This is a genomic window from Pseudoalteromonas sp. Isolate6 (genome assembly GCF_022398435.1).
Taxonomy (GTDB): Bacteria; Pseudomonadota; Gammaproteobacteria; order Enterobacterales; family Alteromonadaceae; genus Pseudoalteromonas; species Pseudoalteromonas galatheae.
Window position 1 is genome coordinate 13,566 of record NZ_JAKEVK010000006.1, and the last position, 14,420, is coordinate 27,985.

At 42.4% G+C, this 14,420-nt stretch carries 17 protein-coding genes; 13 read left to right on the forward strand and 4 right to left on the reverse strand.

Going from position 1 to position 14,420, the window contains the following annotated elements; genetic code table 11:
• The first annotated feature begins 17 nt into the window (after window positions 1-17).
• The 3 genes from L1D50_RS01555 to L1D50_RS01565 are packed head-to-tail and all read left to right on the forward strand — an operon-like array spanning window position 18 to window position 2,616.
• Window positions 18-1,040, forward strand: coding sequence for a histidine kinase (locus tag L1D50_RS01555; protein WP_128726307.1), 1,023 nt, complete (start codon window positions 18-20; stop codon window positions 1,038-1,040).
• Entirely contained in the window at window positions 1,034-1,744 is a 711-nt protein-coding gene (locus L1D50_RS01560) for a LytTR family DNA-binding domain-containing protein (RefSeq protein ID WP_128726308.1), read from the forward strand. The genes L1D50_RS01555 and L1D50_RS01560 overlap by 7 nt, the downstream gene beginning before the upstream one ends.
• Before the next feature lie 17 nt (window positions 1,745-1,761).
• Window positions 1,762-2,616, forward strand: coding sequence for an acyl-CoA thioester hydrolase/BAAT C-terminal domain-containing protein (locus L1D50_RS01565; RefSeq protein ID WP_128726309.1), 855 nt, complete (start codon window positions 1,762-1,764; stop codon window positions 2,614-2,616).
• A 43-nt stretch (window positions 2,617-2,659) separates the two neighbouring features.
• On the opposite strand, the gene L1D50_RS01570 is transcribed toward L1D50_RS01565, so the two are convergent.
• Window positions 2,660-3,424, reverse strand: a complete 765-nt coding sequence (locus tag L1D50_RS01570; RefSeq protein WP_128726310.1) for a helix-turn-helix domain-containing protein — start codon at window positions 3,422-3,424, stop codon at window positions 2,660-2,662.
• Entirely contained in the window at window positions 3,402-3,863 is a 462-nt protein-coding gene (locus L1D50_RS01575) for a carboxymuconolactone decarboxylase family protein (protein WP_138521523.1), read from the reverse strand. Before L1D50_RS01575 ends, L1D50_RS01570 begins: the two co-directional genes overlap by 23 nt.
• A 133-nt stretch (window positions 3,864-3,996) precedes the next feature.
• Here L1D50_RS01575 and L1D50_RS01580 point away from each other — a divergent pair, with 133 nt between their 5' ends.
• The 3 genes from L1D50_RS01580 (at window position 3,997) to L1D50_RS01590 (ending at window position 5,945) form a co-directional block, all read left to right on the forward strand.
• Window positions 3,997-5,004: a phytanoyl-CoA dioxygenase family protein gene (locus L1D50_RS01580; RefSeq protein WP_239965369.1), complete on the forward strand. Its 1,008-nt coding sequence runs from the start codon at window positions 3,997-3,999 to the stop codon at window positions 5,002-5,004.
• Between the two features lie 115 nt (window positions 5,005-5,119).
• The gene (locus L1D50_RS01585) at window positions 5,120-5,590 is read left to right on the forward strand and encodes a DUF3291 domain-containing protein (protein ID WP_128726313.1); all 471 of its coding nucleotides are present in this window, start codon (window positions 5,120-5,122) and stop codon (window positions 5,588-5,590) included.
• Between the two features lie 136 nt (window positions 5,591-5,726).
• On the forward strand, window positions 5,727-5,945 hold the full coding sequence (locus L1D50_RS01590) for a DUF6500 family protein (protein WP_128726314.1): 219 nt from the start codon (window positions 5,727-5,729) through the stop codon (window positions 5,943-5,945).
• A 51-nt stretch (window positions 5,946-5,996) separates the two neighbouring features.
• Here the strand turns inward: L1D50_RS01590 and L1D50_RS01595 are convergent, their stop codons facing one another.
• On the reverse strand, window positions 5,997-6,182 hold the full coding sequence (locus L1D50_RS01595) for a hypothetical protein (RefSeq protein ID WP_239965371.1): 186 nt from the start codon (window positions 6,180-6,182) through the stop codon (window positions 5,997-5,999).
• Between the two features lie 146 nt (window positions 6,183-6,328).
• On the opposite strand from L1D50_RS01595, the gene L1D50_RS01600 reads away from it, so the two are divergent.
• The 6 genes from L1D50_RS01600 (at window position 6,329) to L1D50_RS01625 (ending at window position 9,525) form a co-directional block, all read left to right on the forward strand.
• Window positions 6,329-7,126, forward strand: a complete 798-nt coding sequence (locus tag L1D50_RS01600; protein ID WP_239965373.1) for a PhzF family phenazine biosynthesis protein — start codon at window positions 6,329-6,331, stop codon at window positions 7,124-7,126.
• A complete protein-coding gene (locus tag L1D50_RS01605) occupies window positions 7,116-7,553 on the forward strand; it encodes a GNAT family N-acetyltransferase (RefSeq protein ID WP_239965375.1) in 438 nt (145 codons plus the stop codon). Before L1D50_RS01600 ends, L1D50_RS01605 begins: the two co-directional genes overlap by 11 nt.
• A gap of 41 nt (window positions 7,554-7,594) precedes the next feature.
• On the forward strand, window positions 7,595-8,053 hold the full coding sequence (locus L1D50_RS01610) for a YaiI/YqxD family protein (RefSeq protein ID WP_128726317.1): 459 nt from the start codon (window positions 7,595-7,597) through the stop codon (window positions 8,051-8,053).
• A gap of 2 nt (window positions 8,054-8,055) precedes the next feature.
• Window positions 8,056-8,493, forward strand: a complete 438-nt coding sequence (locus L1D50_RS01615; RefSeq protein ID WP_128726318.1) for a GFA family protein — start codon at window positions 8,056-8,058, stop codon at window positions 8,491-8,493.
• Window positions 8,490-8,885, forward strand: coding sequence for an ACT domain-containing protein (locus tag L1D50_RS01620; protein ID WP_128726319.1), 396 nt, complete (start codon window positions 8,490-8,492; stop codon window positions 8,883-8,885). Before L1D50_RS01615 ends, L1D50_RS01620 begins: the two co-directional genes overlap by 4 nt.
• 115 nt (window positions 8,886-9,000) lie before the next feature.
• Window positions 9,001-9,525, forward strand: a complete 525-nt coding sequence (locus tag L1D50_RS01625) for a GrpB family protein (RefSeq protein ID WP_239965377.1) — start codon at window positions 9,001-9,003, stop codon at window positions 9,523-9,525.
• 173 nt (window positions 9,526-9,698) lie between these two features.
• Here L1D50_RS01625 and L1D50_RS01630 read toward each other — a convergent pair whose 3' ends face one another.
• Window positions 9,699-11,039, reverse strand: coding sequence for a dicarboxylate/amino acid:cation symporter (locus L1D50_RS01630; protein WP_128726321.1), 1,341 nt, complete (start codon window positions 11,037-11,039; stop codon window positions 9,699-9,701).
• A gap of 171 nt (window positions 11,040-11,210) precedes the next feature.
• Here L1D50_RS01630 and L1D50_RS01635 point away from each other — a divergent pair, with 171 nt between their 5' ends.
• On the forward strand, window positions 11,211-14,189 hold the full coding sequence (locus L1D50_RS01635) for a hypothetical protein (RefSeq protein WP_239965378.1): 2,979 nt from the start codon (window positions 11,211-11,213) through the stop codon (window positions 14,187-14,189).
• Window positions 14,190-14,420: the final 231 nt, after the last annotated feature.

A 14,420-nucleotide genomic window follows, 5' to 3' on the forward strand; every position in this document is an offset into this window, starting at 1 on the left:
CACTATTTGTATTGATTATGGTCAATCTCACATTGCAGCGAAATGAACAATTCGCAATTTTAGCCATCGTTGCCGCAATAAGTTTTGCTATCAGTCTTACCGATTGGGTGCAGCGGGGCATGTTGTTGTCGGCAAATATCGCGCTTTCTTCTATTTTGGCGGTTGTGTTCCTCTACTGGTTACCGATGGTGATAAGTTACGTACTCATCATCCGTTTCAAGATAGGCAATTGGCCGCTGCAATATATCGGCTTTTATGGACTGATGGTAATGGGCTGTTTATGTTGGGGTGTACTCAGAAGTGGAATGTTAAATACCTATGCATTTTCACTGTTTGAGGCGCTAACCATCGCACTGCCTTGGTCTAGCGGTATTTTTGTGGTGATTAAGTTCTACCTTTCCCAAAAGTTGTTAAAACAAGAAAAACAGCTTCGCCAACTAGCTGAAATTAAGTTATTACACAGTCAGTTAAACCCGCACTTTATGTTCAATAGCCTCAACACAATTGCAGCCTTTGTACCAAATCAACCAGAAGCAGCACGGTCTTTGGTTCATAATCTCGCTGCGGTATTAAGATATTCATTAACGCATTCTGTGACAAGCGGAAAAATACCGAGCAAAGTGTCTGTTGCCGATGAGCTAATTGCACTAAATCAATGGTGCGAGATAGAGCAAAGTCGGTTTGGGGATGCGCTTATCATCGACTTTGATATCGACGATGCATTATTGAGCGAAGCAATACCGCCAATGATATTACAGCCGCTTTTAGAAAATGCAGTAAAACATGGCAACAGCAGGCCGCTTCACATTGAAGTAGTAATTAAAAAGTTAGCGAACCAGTTAGTGTTTAAAATAAGTGACAACGGGGTGGGCTTTAAGGAGCAGGACATATTGGGTTCGTCAGATGCGGGACTCGGCCTTTCGATCACGCGCTCACGGTTAAAGTTAGAAGAAAATACTGAACTTAGGCTTGGTAACGACCTGCACACAGGTGGTGCGGTTGTCAGCTTTTCACTTACACGAGGAGCAAAGGAATGTTGAACATTGCCATTGTGGAAGATGAGCAACCAGCCATTGATAAATTAACTGAACAACTTGGCCAGATCACCAAGCACAACTTGGTACTGACTTGTAACACGCCATTAGTATTTCTTGACGCACATCATGAGCTTGCGATAGATATTGTCTTTGTCGATATTAACTTGCCAGAATGCAATGGTGTTACTTTGGTCGAGAAACTTCAAGGGACGGGGTTTGCAGGTGCGATAATTTTTACCACGGCGTACAGTGAGTTTGCGGTTGAGGCCTTTACGCTCGGCGCTGTTGATTATTTGCTCAAACCTTATAGTACCGAACGATTAGCGTTGGCGCTATCAAGAGTCAATCGTGTTATCGCGACAGGATTCGCCGCTACTTTAACGAGTAAGGTGGCGGGGAAAACCTCACTAATTGATGTCAGCAGTATCGAACTTATCAAGCTAGAATACGGTCAAGCCATTGCGTTTAGTAATGGACAGCAATATCCCATTGATGGCTCCCTTGAGGAGATCCAACAGCAATTGCCAACACATTTCTTAAGAGTTCACCGTAATGCCATTGTAAACCAAAGCGCGATAACTGCGTTTGAACGCTGGGTTACAGGGGGTTACCTTGTCAAGTTGCGAGATAGCAATTTACAAGTTGTGACTAGCCGGGGCGGTGCAAAACTACTCAAACAACAACTGAGCAACATAGGGCTCAGCTAACTCAAAAAGGTAATAAAATGATGAAAACTATAATGCCATTTTCTTTGGTAGGGCTTCTTGCGGCCTGTTCAAACACGACTATACCAGATGTTAAACGTCAGTTTATCGATGATGGTCAGGCTCATCCGTTGGTTGTGGTGTTAGGTGGTAGCGAAGGGGGGAATACACTCGCTAATCCTCAGTGGAAACCATTTTTAGATGGATTTAATGATATTGGTGTCTCAGTAGCTGCACTTGGTTATTATGGCACCGAAAATACATCGAGCAGTGCAGCTGAATTATCTTTGGATGATATAGCCAAACGGATAAAAGCATTGAGTGCAGACCCAAAGATAAACCCAAATTGCGTAGCGGTGTATGGTTTTTCTAAAGGAGCGGAGCTTGCGTTATTACTCGGTGCGCACTTTGATGAGATAAACCATGTCGTGTCCGTTATGCCTAGTCACGTAAGCTGGAATGCTGTTAAAACCTTGTCTTCTCGCTCGAGCTGGACGCTTAGCGGTAATGCTCTGGACTACATTGATGCACCCCTGTTGTCATGGAAAATGCAAAAGGGGAACGTAACGGGAGAGTTTACACCTGCCTTTGAGGCTGCATTGGCAGAGGCAACGCCTGAAGCAATTGCAGCCGCTCGCATCCCGGTTGAAAACACCAATGGGCCAGTGCTGCTGGTCTCTGCCAAACACGATGAAATTTGGCCATCGTACAAAATGGCCGGATATATTGAAGCTGGTTTACGCGAAGCTAATTTTTCTCATCCATTTAAACATATCGCACTTAACTCGGGTCACTACAGCTTTAACAAAAAAGTGCAAACTGAGGTAAATCAATTTTTAAGCGAAACCTTGGTCGCACATTGCGCGAATAAGTAGTAATGAATTAACCTTGCTTTTATATTCTTGGTCGTTGAAAAATTTACCGAGCTGCAGGTAACGTTGTGTCTGCAGCTTTTAGTCGCTTTGTGTATTTTGCTGGTGTGATCTGAAAGATAGTTTTAAATTCGCGAATAAGATGAGATTGATCAGCGTAGCCGCAATCTAGCGCGAGTTGAGCGATGTTAATGTCAGGCGTTTCTCTCAGTTTTTGTTTAGCCAATCGAACTCTATAAATGCGAGCTAAATGTTTAGGGGTTATCCCACAATGTGTTTTAACTTGTCTCTCTAATTGCCGTTTTCCGATCGGAGTTTGAGCATATGCTTGCTCTAAAGGGGTCATTGAAACAATATGCTCAAGGAGTATTTGGGTATGTAGGATAGAATTGTGGCGAGGAATTGGCGTATTCAATATCGGCTCTAGTAGTCCAAGTAATGCTGTCAAGTTGGCACTAGTTTGCAGCGTGTTCAACAAGGGTAATATATTATTGGGATTTGCTATAGGATGTTGCAGCGTTTTCAGAAATGCCAGTCCCGCGGGTTTAAACCGTATCCCGAAAAAACATGCCTGTTCAGAATAGTTGACTTTGCTAGACTGAATGGCAATTGGTTGCAGATAAAAGGGGGCTGTGAGCGGATTGTCATTGAAGCTAACGAGCCCACGAAGAGGGAAAATAAATCCAGTTGCCCCGTCGCTTGGAAGCCAAGTTTCTCCGCGCTTATGTGATTGTGCAAGCCAGATAGCTTGCACATAGTTAGCGATTTCACCTGTTGGGTTTATTAATTCAAGTGTTAGATCTGTGCTCATTGAACTCTACATTTGGCTTAAACATTTTCACGATCCGATTCCAGCTGTTGATGGCATTAATAGCGATAGTTAACGTGGCCAGCTCTTTATCATCAAATTCTATATTGAGTGTTTGATAAAAAGCGTCGTCAATCATTTGTGCGTTTGTCAGCTTTTCACAAAGCGCTAATGCTAGTTTTTCTCTATTGGAGTATAGCGGCATGTCTTGCCATGCACTTAATCCAATAATACGATTAGTGGTCTCACCATACTCTAGTGCTTGTTTAGTGTGCATTGCAATACAAAAAGCGCATTGATTGATTTGTGATGCTCTAAGTTTAACAAGCTCCCAGATTGTGACTCCAAAAGTAGCGTGGGCCTGCTGTTTTAATAACTCCTCTTGTCCCAATAAGTGCTGAATAAGCTCAGGTGCCTGATTGAAGTAGTCTGCTCTTTTCATCTCTGAATCCTCATGTTTAGTGATACGTATAGTGTAATGAGGTGTAAGCGGTAAAAATTGAAAAAAAACGTCTTTGTAATAAAATTTTAAGGAGGGAACACACAACTCTACTTTAAAGGATGGTTGTTAAATAATGTGTGATGTAAACCTTGATCTAGCGCTTTATCATTTATCCATACTCAAAAAGATCTGGCTTCAAGCCAACAACACTCTCACAAATAAACAGCAGCAGGTAGAGCCAGTTAGTTTCGAATTATATAAAACGACTTTTGACATACTGGGCCTAAGTTTATCTCAAGCACATCAGTTACAGTTTCAATATGCACACGATTACGATAGTTTTATTGATGCAATAGTAACAATTGCTCAGCCAAGTAGTGAAAAGATAGCACTGCTAAAACACGTCACCTGCCAGATGCCTTGTCCCGACAGTTATCAAGAAAAAATAGCTGCAGTTCAGAATATGCCGGATGTACTCACTGAGGATGACCTGGAATGCTGGCGGGACAACGGTTATGTCATCGTTAAAAATGCAGTGAGTGCTGAAGGCTGTGCTAATGCGAGAAACGCCATCCAAGACTATTTAGAGATAGAGCTAGCAGATCCAAAGACTTGGTATAAAGTTAACAAAGGAAAAATGAGTCGCAGTATGGTGCATTTGGTACAACATAAAGCACTGGAAGACAATCGGAATTCGATGAGAATTCATAAGGCCTTTAGCCAGTTATGGCAGAGCGAACAACTGATAGTTTCAGCCGATCAGTGTGGGTTCAACCCGCCTGAAACTGTGCAATCTAGTTTTCAAGGTCCTGATCTACACTGGGATTTAGATTTCTCTAGGCAGCTTAAGTTTGGCACGCAAGGGATTTTGTATCTATCAGACACTGAAGAAAAGCAGGGGGCTACAACAGTTGTGCCCGGATTTCATACAAAACTAGAGTCATGGCTTGCATCTGCACCATGGGATCCATGTATACCAAATACAGAGTACTTACATCAACTGGGTTCCAAAGCGATTGCAGCCAATGCAGGAGATATGGTGATTTGGCACCAGTTTTTACCCCATGGTGGCAGTGCGAATACAGCAAACGCACCTCGTATAGTGCAATACATCAATATGCATCCATTCCCAGAAACGTAGAAAGTGAAAAAATCTCTATTTGGCTAAATTTTGTCTTAACTTGGCGGCGAGCAAACAGTAGTATGATTGTGAAGTTTGGGAGAATGTAGCAACTCACCACAAGGAAAAGCCGTCGATGCAATTAGCACAACTTAATATAGCCACCGCTAAATACCAAATGGATGCGCCAGAAATTCAATACTTTGTAGAAAGTTTAGACCGCATTAATTTACTCGCAGAGCAAAGCCCAGGCTTTATTTGGCGCTTAAAAGATGAAACAGGTAATGCAACAGAGATTAAGGCGTTTGATGATCCAAATATAATCGTGAATATGTCTGTGTGGCAGTCGGAGCAAGCGCTCAAAGATTTTATGTTTAAAACCGCGCATAAAGAATTTTTGGCTCGCAAAAAAGAATGGTTTCACCGCGCTGAACAGGAAACCTACGTGTTGTGGTGGGTTGAAGAGGGCCATATTCCGACGTTAGATGAGGCAAAAGAAAGACTCGATTACCTGCGTCGTTTTGGAGATTCGGCTTATGCCTTTACGTTTAGAAATAGTTTCACCGAACTAGACGTAAGGGAGAGAGAAGCTTGTGAAGAAGGTTAATCTAGTGCATCGATGAATTGCTAATCAACCCTACAGGGCTTAGCATAAACCATTTGTTGAGCTGTGTGATGTGGTGAATAGCAGTGATGTTGGTGGTACACTAACCGCAGAACATTATGTATGGATTTGACCAAAAATGCGCGCGGCACTAAGAAGTAAGATAATAGAAGTATGTGATAAAAAAATCGCACAAAAAGGAGATAACGTTGGCGTATCATTTTACGCTTTTTTTGCCAATAAAAACACGGACCCTACACTACTTATGGAAGCGGCGACTTGGTGGATACAAACTCACGAACTAGACCACTTCGAAAAGGCGCTAAAGATAAAAACGATGATTGAAAGTGGGAAATAGGTCTTCAAGGATATTGTCATGGGTCATCAATCAAGATGACCCTGCTGGTATTTATAAGGTGTAAAACGATACAAAAAATACGGCAACAGATGCAAGTGCAAACATTGTGTACTCAGTGATGGTTTGTTTGCGTTTCTCATCATCAGTTTTTGGGGCAGTTGCTATCATTAGCAGGCTGGTGATAAACATTGCTAGTGAATATAAACATAAGATTGATAAGGTAGCATCTGTAAACATATAAGCCTCGACTTGGTTCCACTCATTTTAACTACGTGCATCATGGTCACACAGATCAACCTCAATACACGTTTATTTAAGTTGTATTCGCTTCTAATTACAGTAAATTATACTGTGTTTTTAGGTGTTTCTGAAAGGAGTAAAAGATGCAAGTTGAGTATTTTGTGGTTGACGCATTCACGCGTAAACGTTTTGGTGGCAATAACGCTGCAATCGTTGAAGTTGAAAATTGGCTTAGCGACGCTCTAATGCAGCAGATAGCCATCGAAAATAACCTTTCCGAAACCGCCTTTTTGAAGCCAATTGGTAACAATCATTATGAGATCCGGTGGTTTTCTCCAATAACTGAAATTGACTTTTGTGGTCATGCAACGCTCGCCGCTGCGTATGTACTTTTCAATCACAAGGGAAAATCAGGTGAGATAAAATTTCAAACCCAAGAAGTTGGAACTCTCACTGTTAAGAAAGAGGCTGATGGTCGCATTGTGATGGAATTTCCGAGCTTAGCCCCTGAGTTAGCTGAAGCTCCCGACGTTCTATTAGAAGGGCTTAACGTAACACCGGCGCAGGTACTTAAAAATCGTCAAGCATACTTTGTGATTGTTGAGACTGAGCAGCAAGTTCGTAGTTGTGAGTACGACAGCGACAAACTGAAAATTCTTGCGCCTTTTGATGTTGTGGTGACAGCAAAAGGCGATGACGTTGATTTTGTGTCGCGCTACTTTTGGCCCGCCAATGGGGGCGATGAAGATCCGGTTACCGGCTCAATTCATGCTGGGTTAGCGCCCTACTGGGCAAAAACGCTAAACAAACAAAAACTTCATGCACACCAGGCTTCAAAGCGTGGCGGTGAGCTATTTTGTGAAGTGACTGATACGAATGTCATCGTGTCTGGGTTTGGTGTACTTTACGCAAAAGGGATATTCGAAATTGATGAAGAATAAGATTTACTTCATACAGGCAAAAGAAAGTGACTTTGATTATTTAGTGGCGCTGCGTAAAGCGACCATGGTGCCGCATTTAGAAAATGCAGGACTATTTTTGACTGAGGCTGAACATAAAGCTCGAGTATTATACGAATACTCGAGTTCACATTTGATATACGTGAATGAAAAGCGTGTTGGCTTGGCTAAGTTTAAGCAACGCGAACAAGACTATTACCTCTTTCAGCTGCAAATAGAGCCCCAGCAACAAGGAAAGGGTCTCGGTGCTCAAGTCATTAAAAGCTTGATAGAAACCCACTCAACATTGCCTTGGATATTGACCGTGCTTAAAGCGAATCCCGCGAAGCGTTTATACGAAAAGTTGGGATTTGTGCAGTTTGATGACGATGAGCATGAGTTTCATTTTAGGCGTGAACCTAATCCCTAAATTTAGTATTCTCTAGGCAATTTAAATTTAAAAGAGTTGTTATGGCAAAACAAATATGGGTTGATGCTGATGCCTGTCCCGTGGTGATAAAAGAAATGCTCTTTCGCGCAGCTGTGCGCACTTCTACCACGGTTACGTTGGTTGCAAATCAATATCTAAAAACGCCCCCGTCTCCTTTTATTCAAAAGCTTCAAGTCCCAAAGGGGTTTGATATTGCGGATAACGAAATCGTGAAGCGCGTTACTGAAGGTGATTTGGTTATTACCGGCGATATTCCACTTGCAGACGAAGTCATTGAGAAAAAGTGCACCGCACTCAACACGCGTGGTGAACTGCTGACGAAAGAAAACATAAAATCTCGCTTAAATATTCGTGACTTTATGGACACGATGCGTGCCAGCGGCGTACAAACTCAAGGACCACCGCCTTTGTCTCAAGCTGATAAGCAAAATTTCGCCAATCAATTGGATACTTGGATCACCAGAAACACAAAGGGGTAGGTATGGCTTACAAGGCAAGTTGTTTGTGTAAAGCGGTTCAGGTTGAGATCCGTGGGCCTATCAGCGATATCATTCATTGTCATTGCTCTTTGTGTCGTAAGTCTACAGGCACGGCTTATGCGACCAATGGTTTTGTGCTGTGGAGTGATTTTGTGATCCTAAGTGGCGAGGAGGCACTAAATATCTTCGAGTTTAAACCTGGAAGAAAGCGCCATTTTTGCAAACATTGTGCAAGTCCAATTTTTAGTTCGAACGAAAACGATCCAAAGAGGGTGAGATTGAGGCTTGGCATTTTGGACTCGGATATCAAAGAGCGGCCAATATCACATAATTTTGTCTCCTCAAAAGCCAATTGGGATGACTTAGATGCGCCGCTTCCTCGTTACGATGCATTTGAACCTAGCCGCGATTTATTGAAAACATTGAAAGGAAACTTATGACGGGCATTAGTGATTTATCTCAATTATTAAAAGACATTTCGCCGACACTTGATGAAACACCTTATATATTTTGTACAGTGCAAAAAAGCCTTGCTGAGTGCATGATTTTTGAACCAATTGCGACCTTTATGGAGCGCGAGGGGTTAACGTTGGTAGTCACCAAGCAAATGGCAGACGAGCACGGATTGGATTACAGCTGTGTGATGAATAAAATTACTTTGCAAGTGCATTCGAGCTTGGAAGCTGTGGGGTTAACTGCTGCATTTTCTAATGCACTGAAAAATGTTGATATTAGCGCGAATGTAATTGCTGGCTTCTATCATGATCATATTTTTGTGCCATTAAATGATGCTAAGCGTGCAATGTCTGCTATTCAGTCATTAGCTCAATGAAGCAGATTATTTAGATGCACTCAGGAGACACTGATATATTGTGTAGTACAATAATTAGTCACGCAAAACACTGGCTCCAAATATAATTCTTATCAGAAAGTTAATAAGGACAGGTATGTCAAAAATCGAATTCGTCTCTTATCAATTAGTTCCAGCAAGCTTTAACCCATGGCGCAAGGTATTCCTCGAAGTTGCTGACGAAATAATGGGAGTACTAGCGCACCCTGAACTTGAGCTTTTACATTTCGGTTCTAGCTCGTTTATGGTTGCGGGTAAAGGGATAATCGATATCTCTGTGTTGTATAAACCCGGAAAACTAGCTCAAGCTGTGACGCATCTAACACAGTTTGGGTTTGTCAGCCAGCACAGTGATAATCCTTTTCCTGACACCCGTCCGAGAAAAGATATTGCAGTAATGTACCAAGGTGAGATGTTTCAAGTTCACGCACATGTGATTGAACAAGGTAGCGATGAGCATGTTAAGCAGAAAAAGTTTAAAGCTTATATGCTGGAAAACCCTGAAGCACGGTTAGAGTACGAAGCTCAAAAACGACAAGTAATAGCCCAAGGTTTAGCTTCTCAAGATGAATATGGTAAGGCCAAAGCACCTTTTGTAAAACGTACTTTGAGTACACTGTAAAAGAAAGTTATTAAGGTTGGAGAGCTAAAGAGAGTATGGTTAGGTTGCTTGAATTGAGTGTAGAGCTTAGCCTGGCATGACTCCAACTTTAGTGAAATTGGTTCAATTAATTAAGTGGACTCACACGTTAAAGAGCAACCACTACATCGTGGCTGCTCTTCAACCAAAGAGCACTAGCTTTTATATGCTACTTTCGAAGTGGTTTCTTCTAGCTCTTTTGCCGCATCTGGGTCGTTGAATACGTCAACATCAAATTCATTTTCAGACTTAGCAACTACACAAGTCACCATACAATCACCGGTGATGTTAACCGCTGTCCTTGTCATGTCTAGCAATCTATCGACACCGATGATAAGTGCGATACCCTCAACAGGTAACCCTACTTGATTAAGCACCATTGCAAGCATGATCAAACCAACACCAGGTACGCCTGCCGTCCCAACAGAGGCAAGAGTAGCGGTCAAGATAACCATAAGATAGTCATTGATGGTCAAGTCTACGGCGAATACTTGAGCGATGAAAACCGTCGCAACACCTTGCATGATTGCGGTACCATCCATATTAATAGTTGCACCTAGAGGGATTGTGAAAGACGCAACAGAGTTATGTGCACCCAACTTTTTAGTTGCAGTCTCAAGTGTAACAGGCATTGTTGCGCTTGAACTTGAAGTGCTGAAGGCAAACATACATGCGTCTTTCATCTTCTTCAGGAAAACAACTGGGCTCAAACCTGTTAACAGCTTAAATAAAATCGAGTAGTTAATAAATGCATGGATCAGCAGGGCGGCTAGCACCACCATAAAATATTTGCCGAGCTCGGCAATCAGCCCCATGTCGATAGTTGTAAACAACTTAGCCATCAAACAAAATACGCCGTATGGGGCGACGTTCATCAATAATGTCACAAGCTTAAGTACTACAGTATTTAGGTCTTCAAAGACAGCGGCAAGACGAGCACCTGCGTCACCGCTTAGCGCCATAGCAATACCAAAGAGTAACGCAAAAACAATTATTTGAAGCATATTGCCGTTGGCCATAGCATCAATCGGGTTGGTCGGGAACATGTTGATTATGACTTGCACAAGTGTTGGTGCTTGCTTTGCATCGAATGATGCGCTACTTGGAATTTCAACGCCACCGCCTGGTGCAATAAGCAGTGCGAGTGTAATCGCTACCGTAATTGCAACGGCCGTAGTGATAAGATACAACCCGATAGATTTTCCACCTAAGCGGCCCAATTTTTTTGGGTCACTCAAACTGCATGTACCGCATACAAGAGAAATAAAGACCAAAGGGACGACAAGCATTTTTAAACTTGCAATGAAGATTTGTCCGCCGATATGGAACAGGCCGTCAACAAAAAAGCCTTTAATGGGCAGGTCAAACAGACCTAAAGGAATAAGTATTTCTTTGTTTTTACCTAAGATGGCTTGGAGTGCAAGGCCTAAAGCGACGCCTAGCACCATACCAATCATAATGCGCGCCGTTAGGCCCATTTTTTGATTTTCTGACATTGTCCTAACACTATATATCTCAAAACTGCTAAAGCTTAACAGGCTTGACGCAGATGAACAGCATTTCGCGATAGAAAATCTATCTAATCTAATAAAAAATTGTGATTTTATCGCTAAAATTGAGTTACTATTGAGCAATAATAAAATTAACTTAGCTAGGGAGATAGGTGAATGCCCTTAATGCGCTATTTTAGCATGATAATGCTAGCAATCTTACTGACCGCATGCGGTGGCGGTGGCAGTATCCAAAAAGACACAAATAACGGTGATGATGGCAATGGCGATGGTACTTATGCCATTACACTTGCTGGAGAAGGCGGCGCTAGCAGCTTGTCATCCGATGCTCCTTTGAAGGTAACCGCTACGTTAACAAAAAATGGCAGCGCGTTAGCAAACAGCCGAGTTGTTTTTGAAAGCGATGATTTTGCAACCATGGAGCCGAGTTCAGGCTCAGTTTTAACTGATGATGCGGGTGAAGCAACAATTACGTTACAAGCGACCAATGTTGTTGGTGCAGGCCGCCTGACCGCTACTTATACTAATGGTAATAATACAGTCTCGCAGACTTTTGATTTTACCTCTCAAGGTGGTGGCGATGATGGTAATGTAACCACGTCAGCAAAACTTGAGGTAATGCTGCTAAGTAAATGCCCGGCAGGCTGGGATGACAGTCGAGAACAGGCAATGATAGACCCAATAGCTGCTGGCTGTACTCGTGTCAATCAAGTATCTTCAAACGAGACTGCTGATATATTCATCAAGATGACATCCAATCAAACTGGCGATGGTATTGCAAATGCACTAGTTAGTGCTGAAACTACCTTAGGCGCGATTTTACCGTCGACAGGTACCGCGCTAACAGATTCTTTTGGTATTGCAATTCTAAAGTTCCAGCCAGGTAACCAAGGTGGTGCCGGTACTATTACTGTAAACTCTCCAGATTATGTTGATGTCACTCAGGCTATCAATTTTAATGTTGGTGTTGCTCAATTGAATGTTACAATTGACAACGGTTTGGTTGATAGCAATGGTGTCCAACAAAAGCTTTCTGCAGGTGGAAGTACAGTTATTACTGTGACACTAAAAGATCAGAATGGCACTTTAATTAATAGTGCTTTTGAAGTTGCATTTAGCTCGTTGTGTGCTGTAGCCACCCCTGCGTTGGCAGAGCTAGACGAAACGGTAAATACCTCAAATGGTATCGCTCGCTCGACATATCGTGCTAAAGGTTGTCAAGGCGAAGATAGAATCTCTGTTACTATCCAAAATGGTAGCTCTCCAATAAATCAAGAAACAACTATTGAAGTGGATAGTGCGCTTGCACAAGCGGTACAATTTTTACCTGAAGAAGATGGGTTTAATCAGTTTATTGCTTTACCCCCCGGCGAAGGCGGTCTGCCAACCCAATCTGTTGTGAGTTTTAAACTGGTAGATGAGGATAACCTTGCAATTCCAAGAGCGCGAGTTGACTTTAGATTGTCAGACGAACAAGGTCTTGCCTCGCTAACACAAATTACAGGCAATACTAACGCAAATGGCATCGTAAGAACGACGGTCAAGTCTGGTATTGTACCAGGGCCGCTTGTCGTTAGTGCGTGTTATATCCCAGAAGAATCTTACGTGAATTTGCCTGAGGGGGATGCGATTACTTGTTGGACGGACATTGCTAATGCTTGTAACGATGCAGATGCATCAAACGACGATGCCCGCTGTCCTACAGGCGTAATGCATACTATTCCGTTAAGTGAGCAGATATTTGGTGTATCGTCAGGATTAATTTTAAGCTCAGGTGTTACCGATCAGGATACGTTTGATGCTTCCCCTGTTACATTCAATACCAATTCGCTTAATTATAATGGGGTAACAACAAATATTACCTTGTTCTTCGGTGATCAATTCAATCAGTTTAATGCTGATGGCGTTGCTGCAACAGTGATTGCTGAAGCCGGTGCCATTGGTAGTACTGAGTCTGAGGACACCTATGACTGTAGAACGAATAATGCTGCTTGTACTGTGGTGTGGCGTAGCCAAGGAGATAGACCTTTTTATGAATATCGTTGGGGTAACCGCATTGGTGATATAGACGGTAATACGAATACTTTTGAAGCGGTAGCACCTAGGCTAGCGGCTACATTATCAGATACTCAAAAGCAAAGTTCAGCTAATTGGAACTGTGACCCATATTTTGGTAATGCTGCACCATGTATTAATGGCATGTTAAGACAAAAGGATGCTTCTCAGAATGATGAAACTGAAACAGCACTTAGAAGAATTGTTATGGGGGGGCGTGTAAGTGTGTTGGCTTTTGTTAAAGGCCAAGAAAATTTCAGAGATGAGCAATCAGGCGGTGGAGTAGAGCGCCGTAATGGTAGGTTCGATATTGGCGAATATCGCCAAGAGTTTGACCTTACAGAAGCATTCCTTGATACCAATGAAAATGGTCGTTTTGATAAAGAGAATTGTGATTCTGCTGCAAATACAGGGCCTTGCTCTCCAACTGGAACAGTAAATGGCGGTCATGATGATTGGTGGGTGGATAGCAATAACAATGGTCGCTTTGATTTTGATAATGATGGTAATGGTGTCTTTGAAGGGGACGGCAAATATAATGGCTTGCTTTGTTCAGAAGCCGCTGAAGCCGCTGGAGAATGTACGAAAGAGCTAGTTAATGTATACAGACAATTTGAATTGATAATGTCTGGTGATAACGCTTTTGTGCGGTTTACAGTGCCGGCTGCGCTTGCGGGTTCGAACACGTGCCCAAGTGGGAATGGCTTGGTGCTTGAACCATCTGGAGTAGAGGGGGTATGCGATCTCGCTGGTGTTGATTTTACGGCAGCAGGTAGTCCTTCTGCGGTTCCTATTACAATTTATTTCACTGATGAGTTTGGTAATCCGCTTCCTGCAGGTACAGAAGTCGAGATTTCAACAAACAACGGTGAGTTAACCAGTGGCAATGTTTCTGGTACTTTAGGAAACTATACAAGTGATAAGCCAAACTTTTTCAACGTTACCTTGGCGAGAGAAGCTGAGCCGAACAACAAGCTTTCTGGTGTATTAGGGATCAAATTTACTTTCCCAGCTCTGGGGGATGGTGACGATGAACGAAAGACACAATCAATAGGAATAAGCGTTACAGACGCTGGATAAAATGAAAAATGCCAACTTTCGGGTTGGCATTTTTGTTTCTATTCCTTTATATTCCCGTGCCTTAACCTTATATATATGAACGTGTCCCTAAATTGGCTGAATATTGTACATAAATTGGATAATAATTCGGTGATCAGGGAAAAGTTAGTATTTTTAGCTTGTAACAATAGGTGTTTGTAGATATACCTATAAGTAATTTAGCGCCCAAGTAAGGGCAAACATCAGACAGAA

What these genes read in the sequence shown, in the direction of transcription:
- L1D50_RS01630 (WP_128726321.1), bottom strand. Translation starts at nt 11,039, where the DNA reads ATGTCAGAAAATCAAAAAATGGGCCTAACGGCGCGCATTATGATTGGT.
- L1D50_RS01590 (WP_128726314.1), top strand. Translation starts at nt 5,727, where the DNA reads ATGCGCGCGGCACTAAGAAGTAAGATAATAGAAGTATGTGATAAAAAA.
- L1D50_RS01555 (WP_128726307.1), top strand. Translation starts at nt 18, where the DNA reads ATGGTCAATCTCACATTGCAGCGAAATGAACAATTCGCAATTTTAGCC.
- L1D50_RS01635 (WP_239965378.1), top strand. Translation starts at nt 11,211, where the DNA reads ATGCCCTTAATGCGCTATTTTAGCATGATAATGCTAGCAATCTTACTG.
- L1D50_RS01600 (WP_239965373.1), top strand. Translation starts at nt 6,329, where the DNA reads ATGCAAGTTGAGTATTTTGTGGTTGACGCATTCACGCGTAAACGTTTT.
- L1D50_RS01615 (WP_128726318.1), top strand. Translation starts at nt 8,056, where the DNA reads ATGGCTTACAAGGCAAGTTGTTTGTGTAAAGCGGTTCAGGTTGAGATC.
- L1D50_RS01575 (WP_138521523.1), bottom strand. Translation starts at nt 3,863, where the DNA reads ATGAAAAGAGCAGACTACTTCAATCAGGCACCTGAGCTTATTCAGCAC.
- L1D50_RS01580 (WP_239965369.1), top strand. Translation starts at nt 3,997, where the DNA reads ATGTGTGATGTAAACCTTGATCTAGCGCTTTATCATTTATCCATACTC.
- L1D50_RS01570 (WP_128726310.1), bottom strand. Translation starts at nt 3,424, where the DNA reads ATGAGCACAGATCTAACACTTGAATTAATAAACCCAACAGGTGAAATC.
- L1D50_RS01620 (WP_128726319.1), top strand. Translation starts at nt 8,490, where the DNA reads ATGACGGGCATTAGTGATTTATCTCAATTATTAAAAGACATTTCGCCG.
- L1D50_RS01585 (WP_128726313.1), top strand. Translation starts at nt 5,120, where the DNA reads ATGCAATTAGCACAACTTAATATAGCCACCGCTAAATACCAAATGGAT.
- L1D50_RS01595 (WP_239965371.1), bottom strand. Translation starts at nt 6,182, where the DNA reads ATGTTTACAGATGCTACCTTATCAATCTTATGTTTATATTCACTAGCA.
- L1D50_RS01565 (WP_128726309.1), top strand. Translation starts at nt 1,762, where the DNA reads ATGATGAAAACTATAATGCCATTTTCTTTGGTAGGGCTTCTTGCGGCC.
- L1D50_RS01560 (WP_128726308.1), top strand. Translation starts at nt 1,034, where the DNA reads ATGTTGAACATTGCCATTGTGGAAGATGAGCAACCAGCCATTGATAAA.
- L1D50_RS01625 (WP_239965377.1), top strand. Translation starts at nt 9,001, where the DNA reads ATGTCAAAAATCGAATTCGTCTCTTATCAATTAGTTCCAGCAAGCTTT.
- L1D50_RS01610 (WP_128726317.1), top strand. Translation starts at nt 7,595, where the DNA reads ATGGCAAAACAAATATGGGTTGATGCTGATGCCTGTCCCGTGGTGATA.
- L1D50_RS01605 (WP_239965375.1), top strand. Translation starts at nt 7,116, where the DNA reads ATGAAGAATAAGATTTACTTCATACAGGCAAAAGAAAGTGACTTTGAT.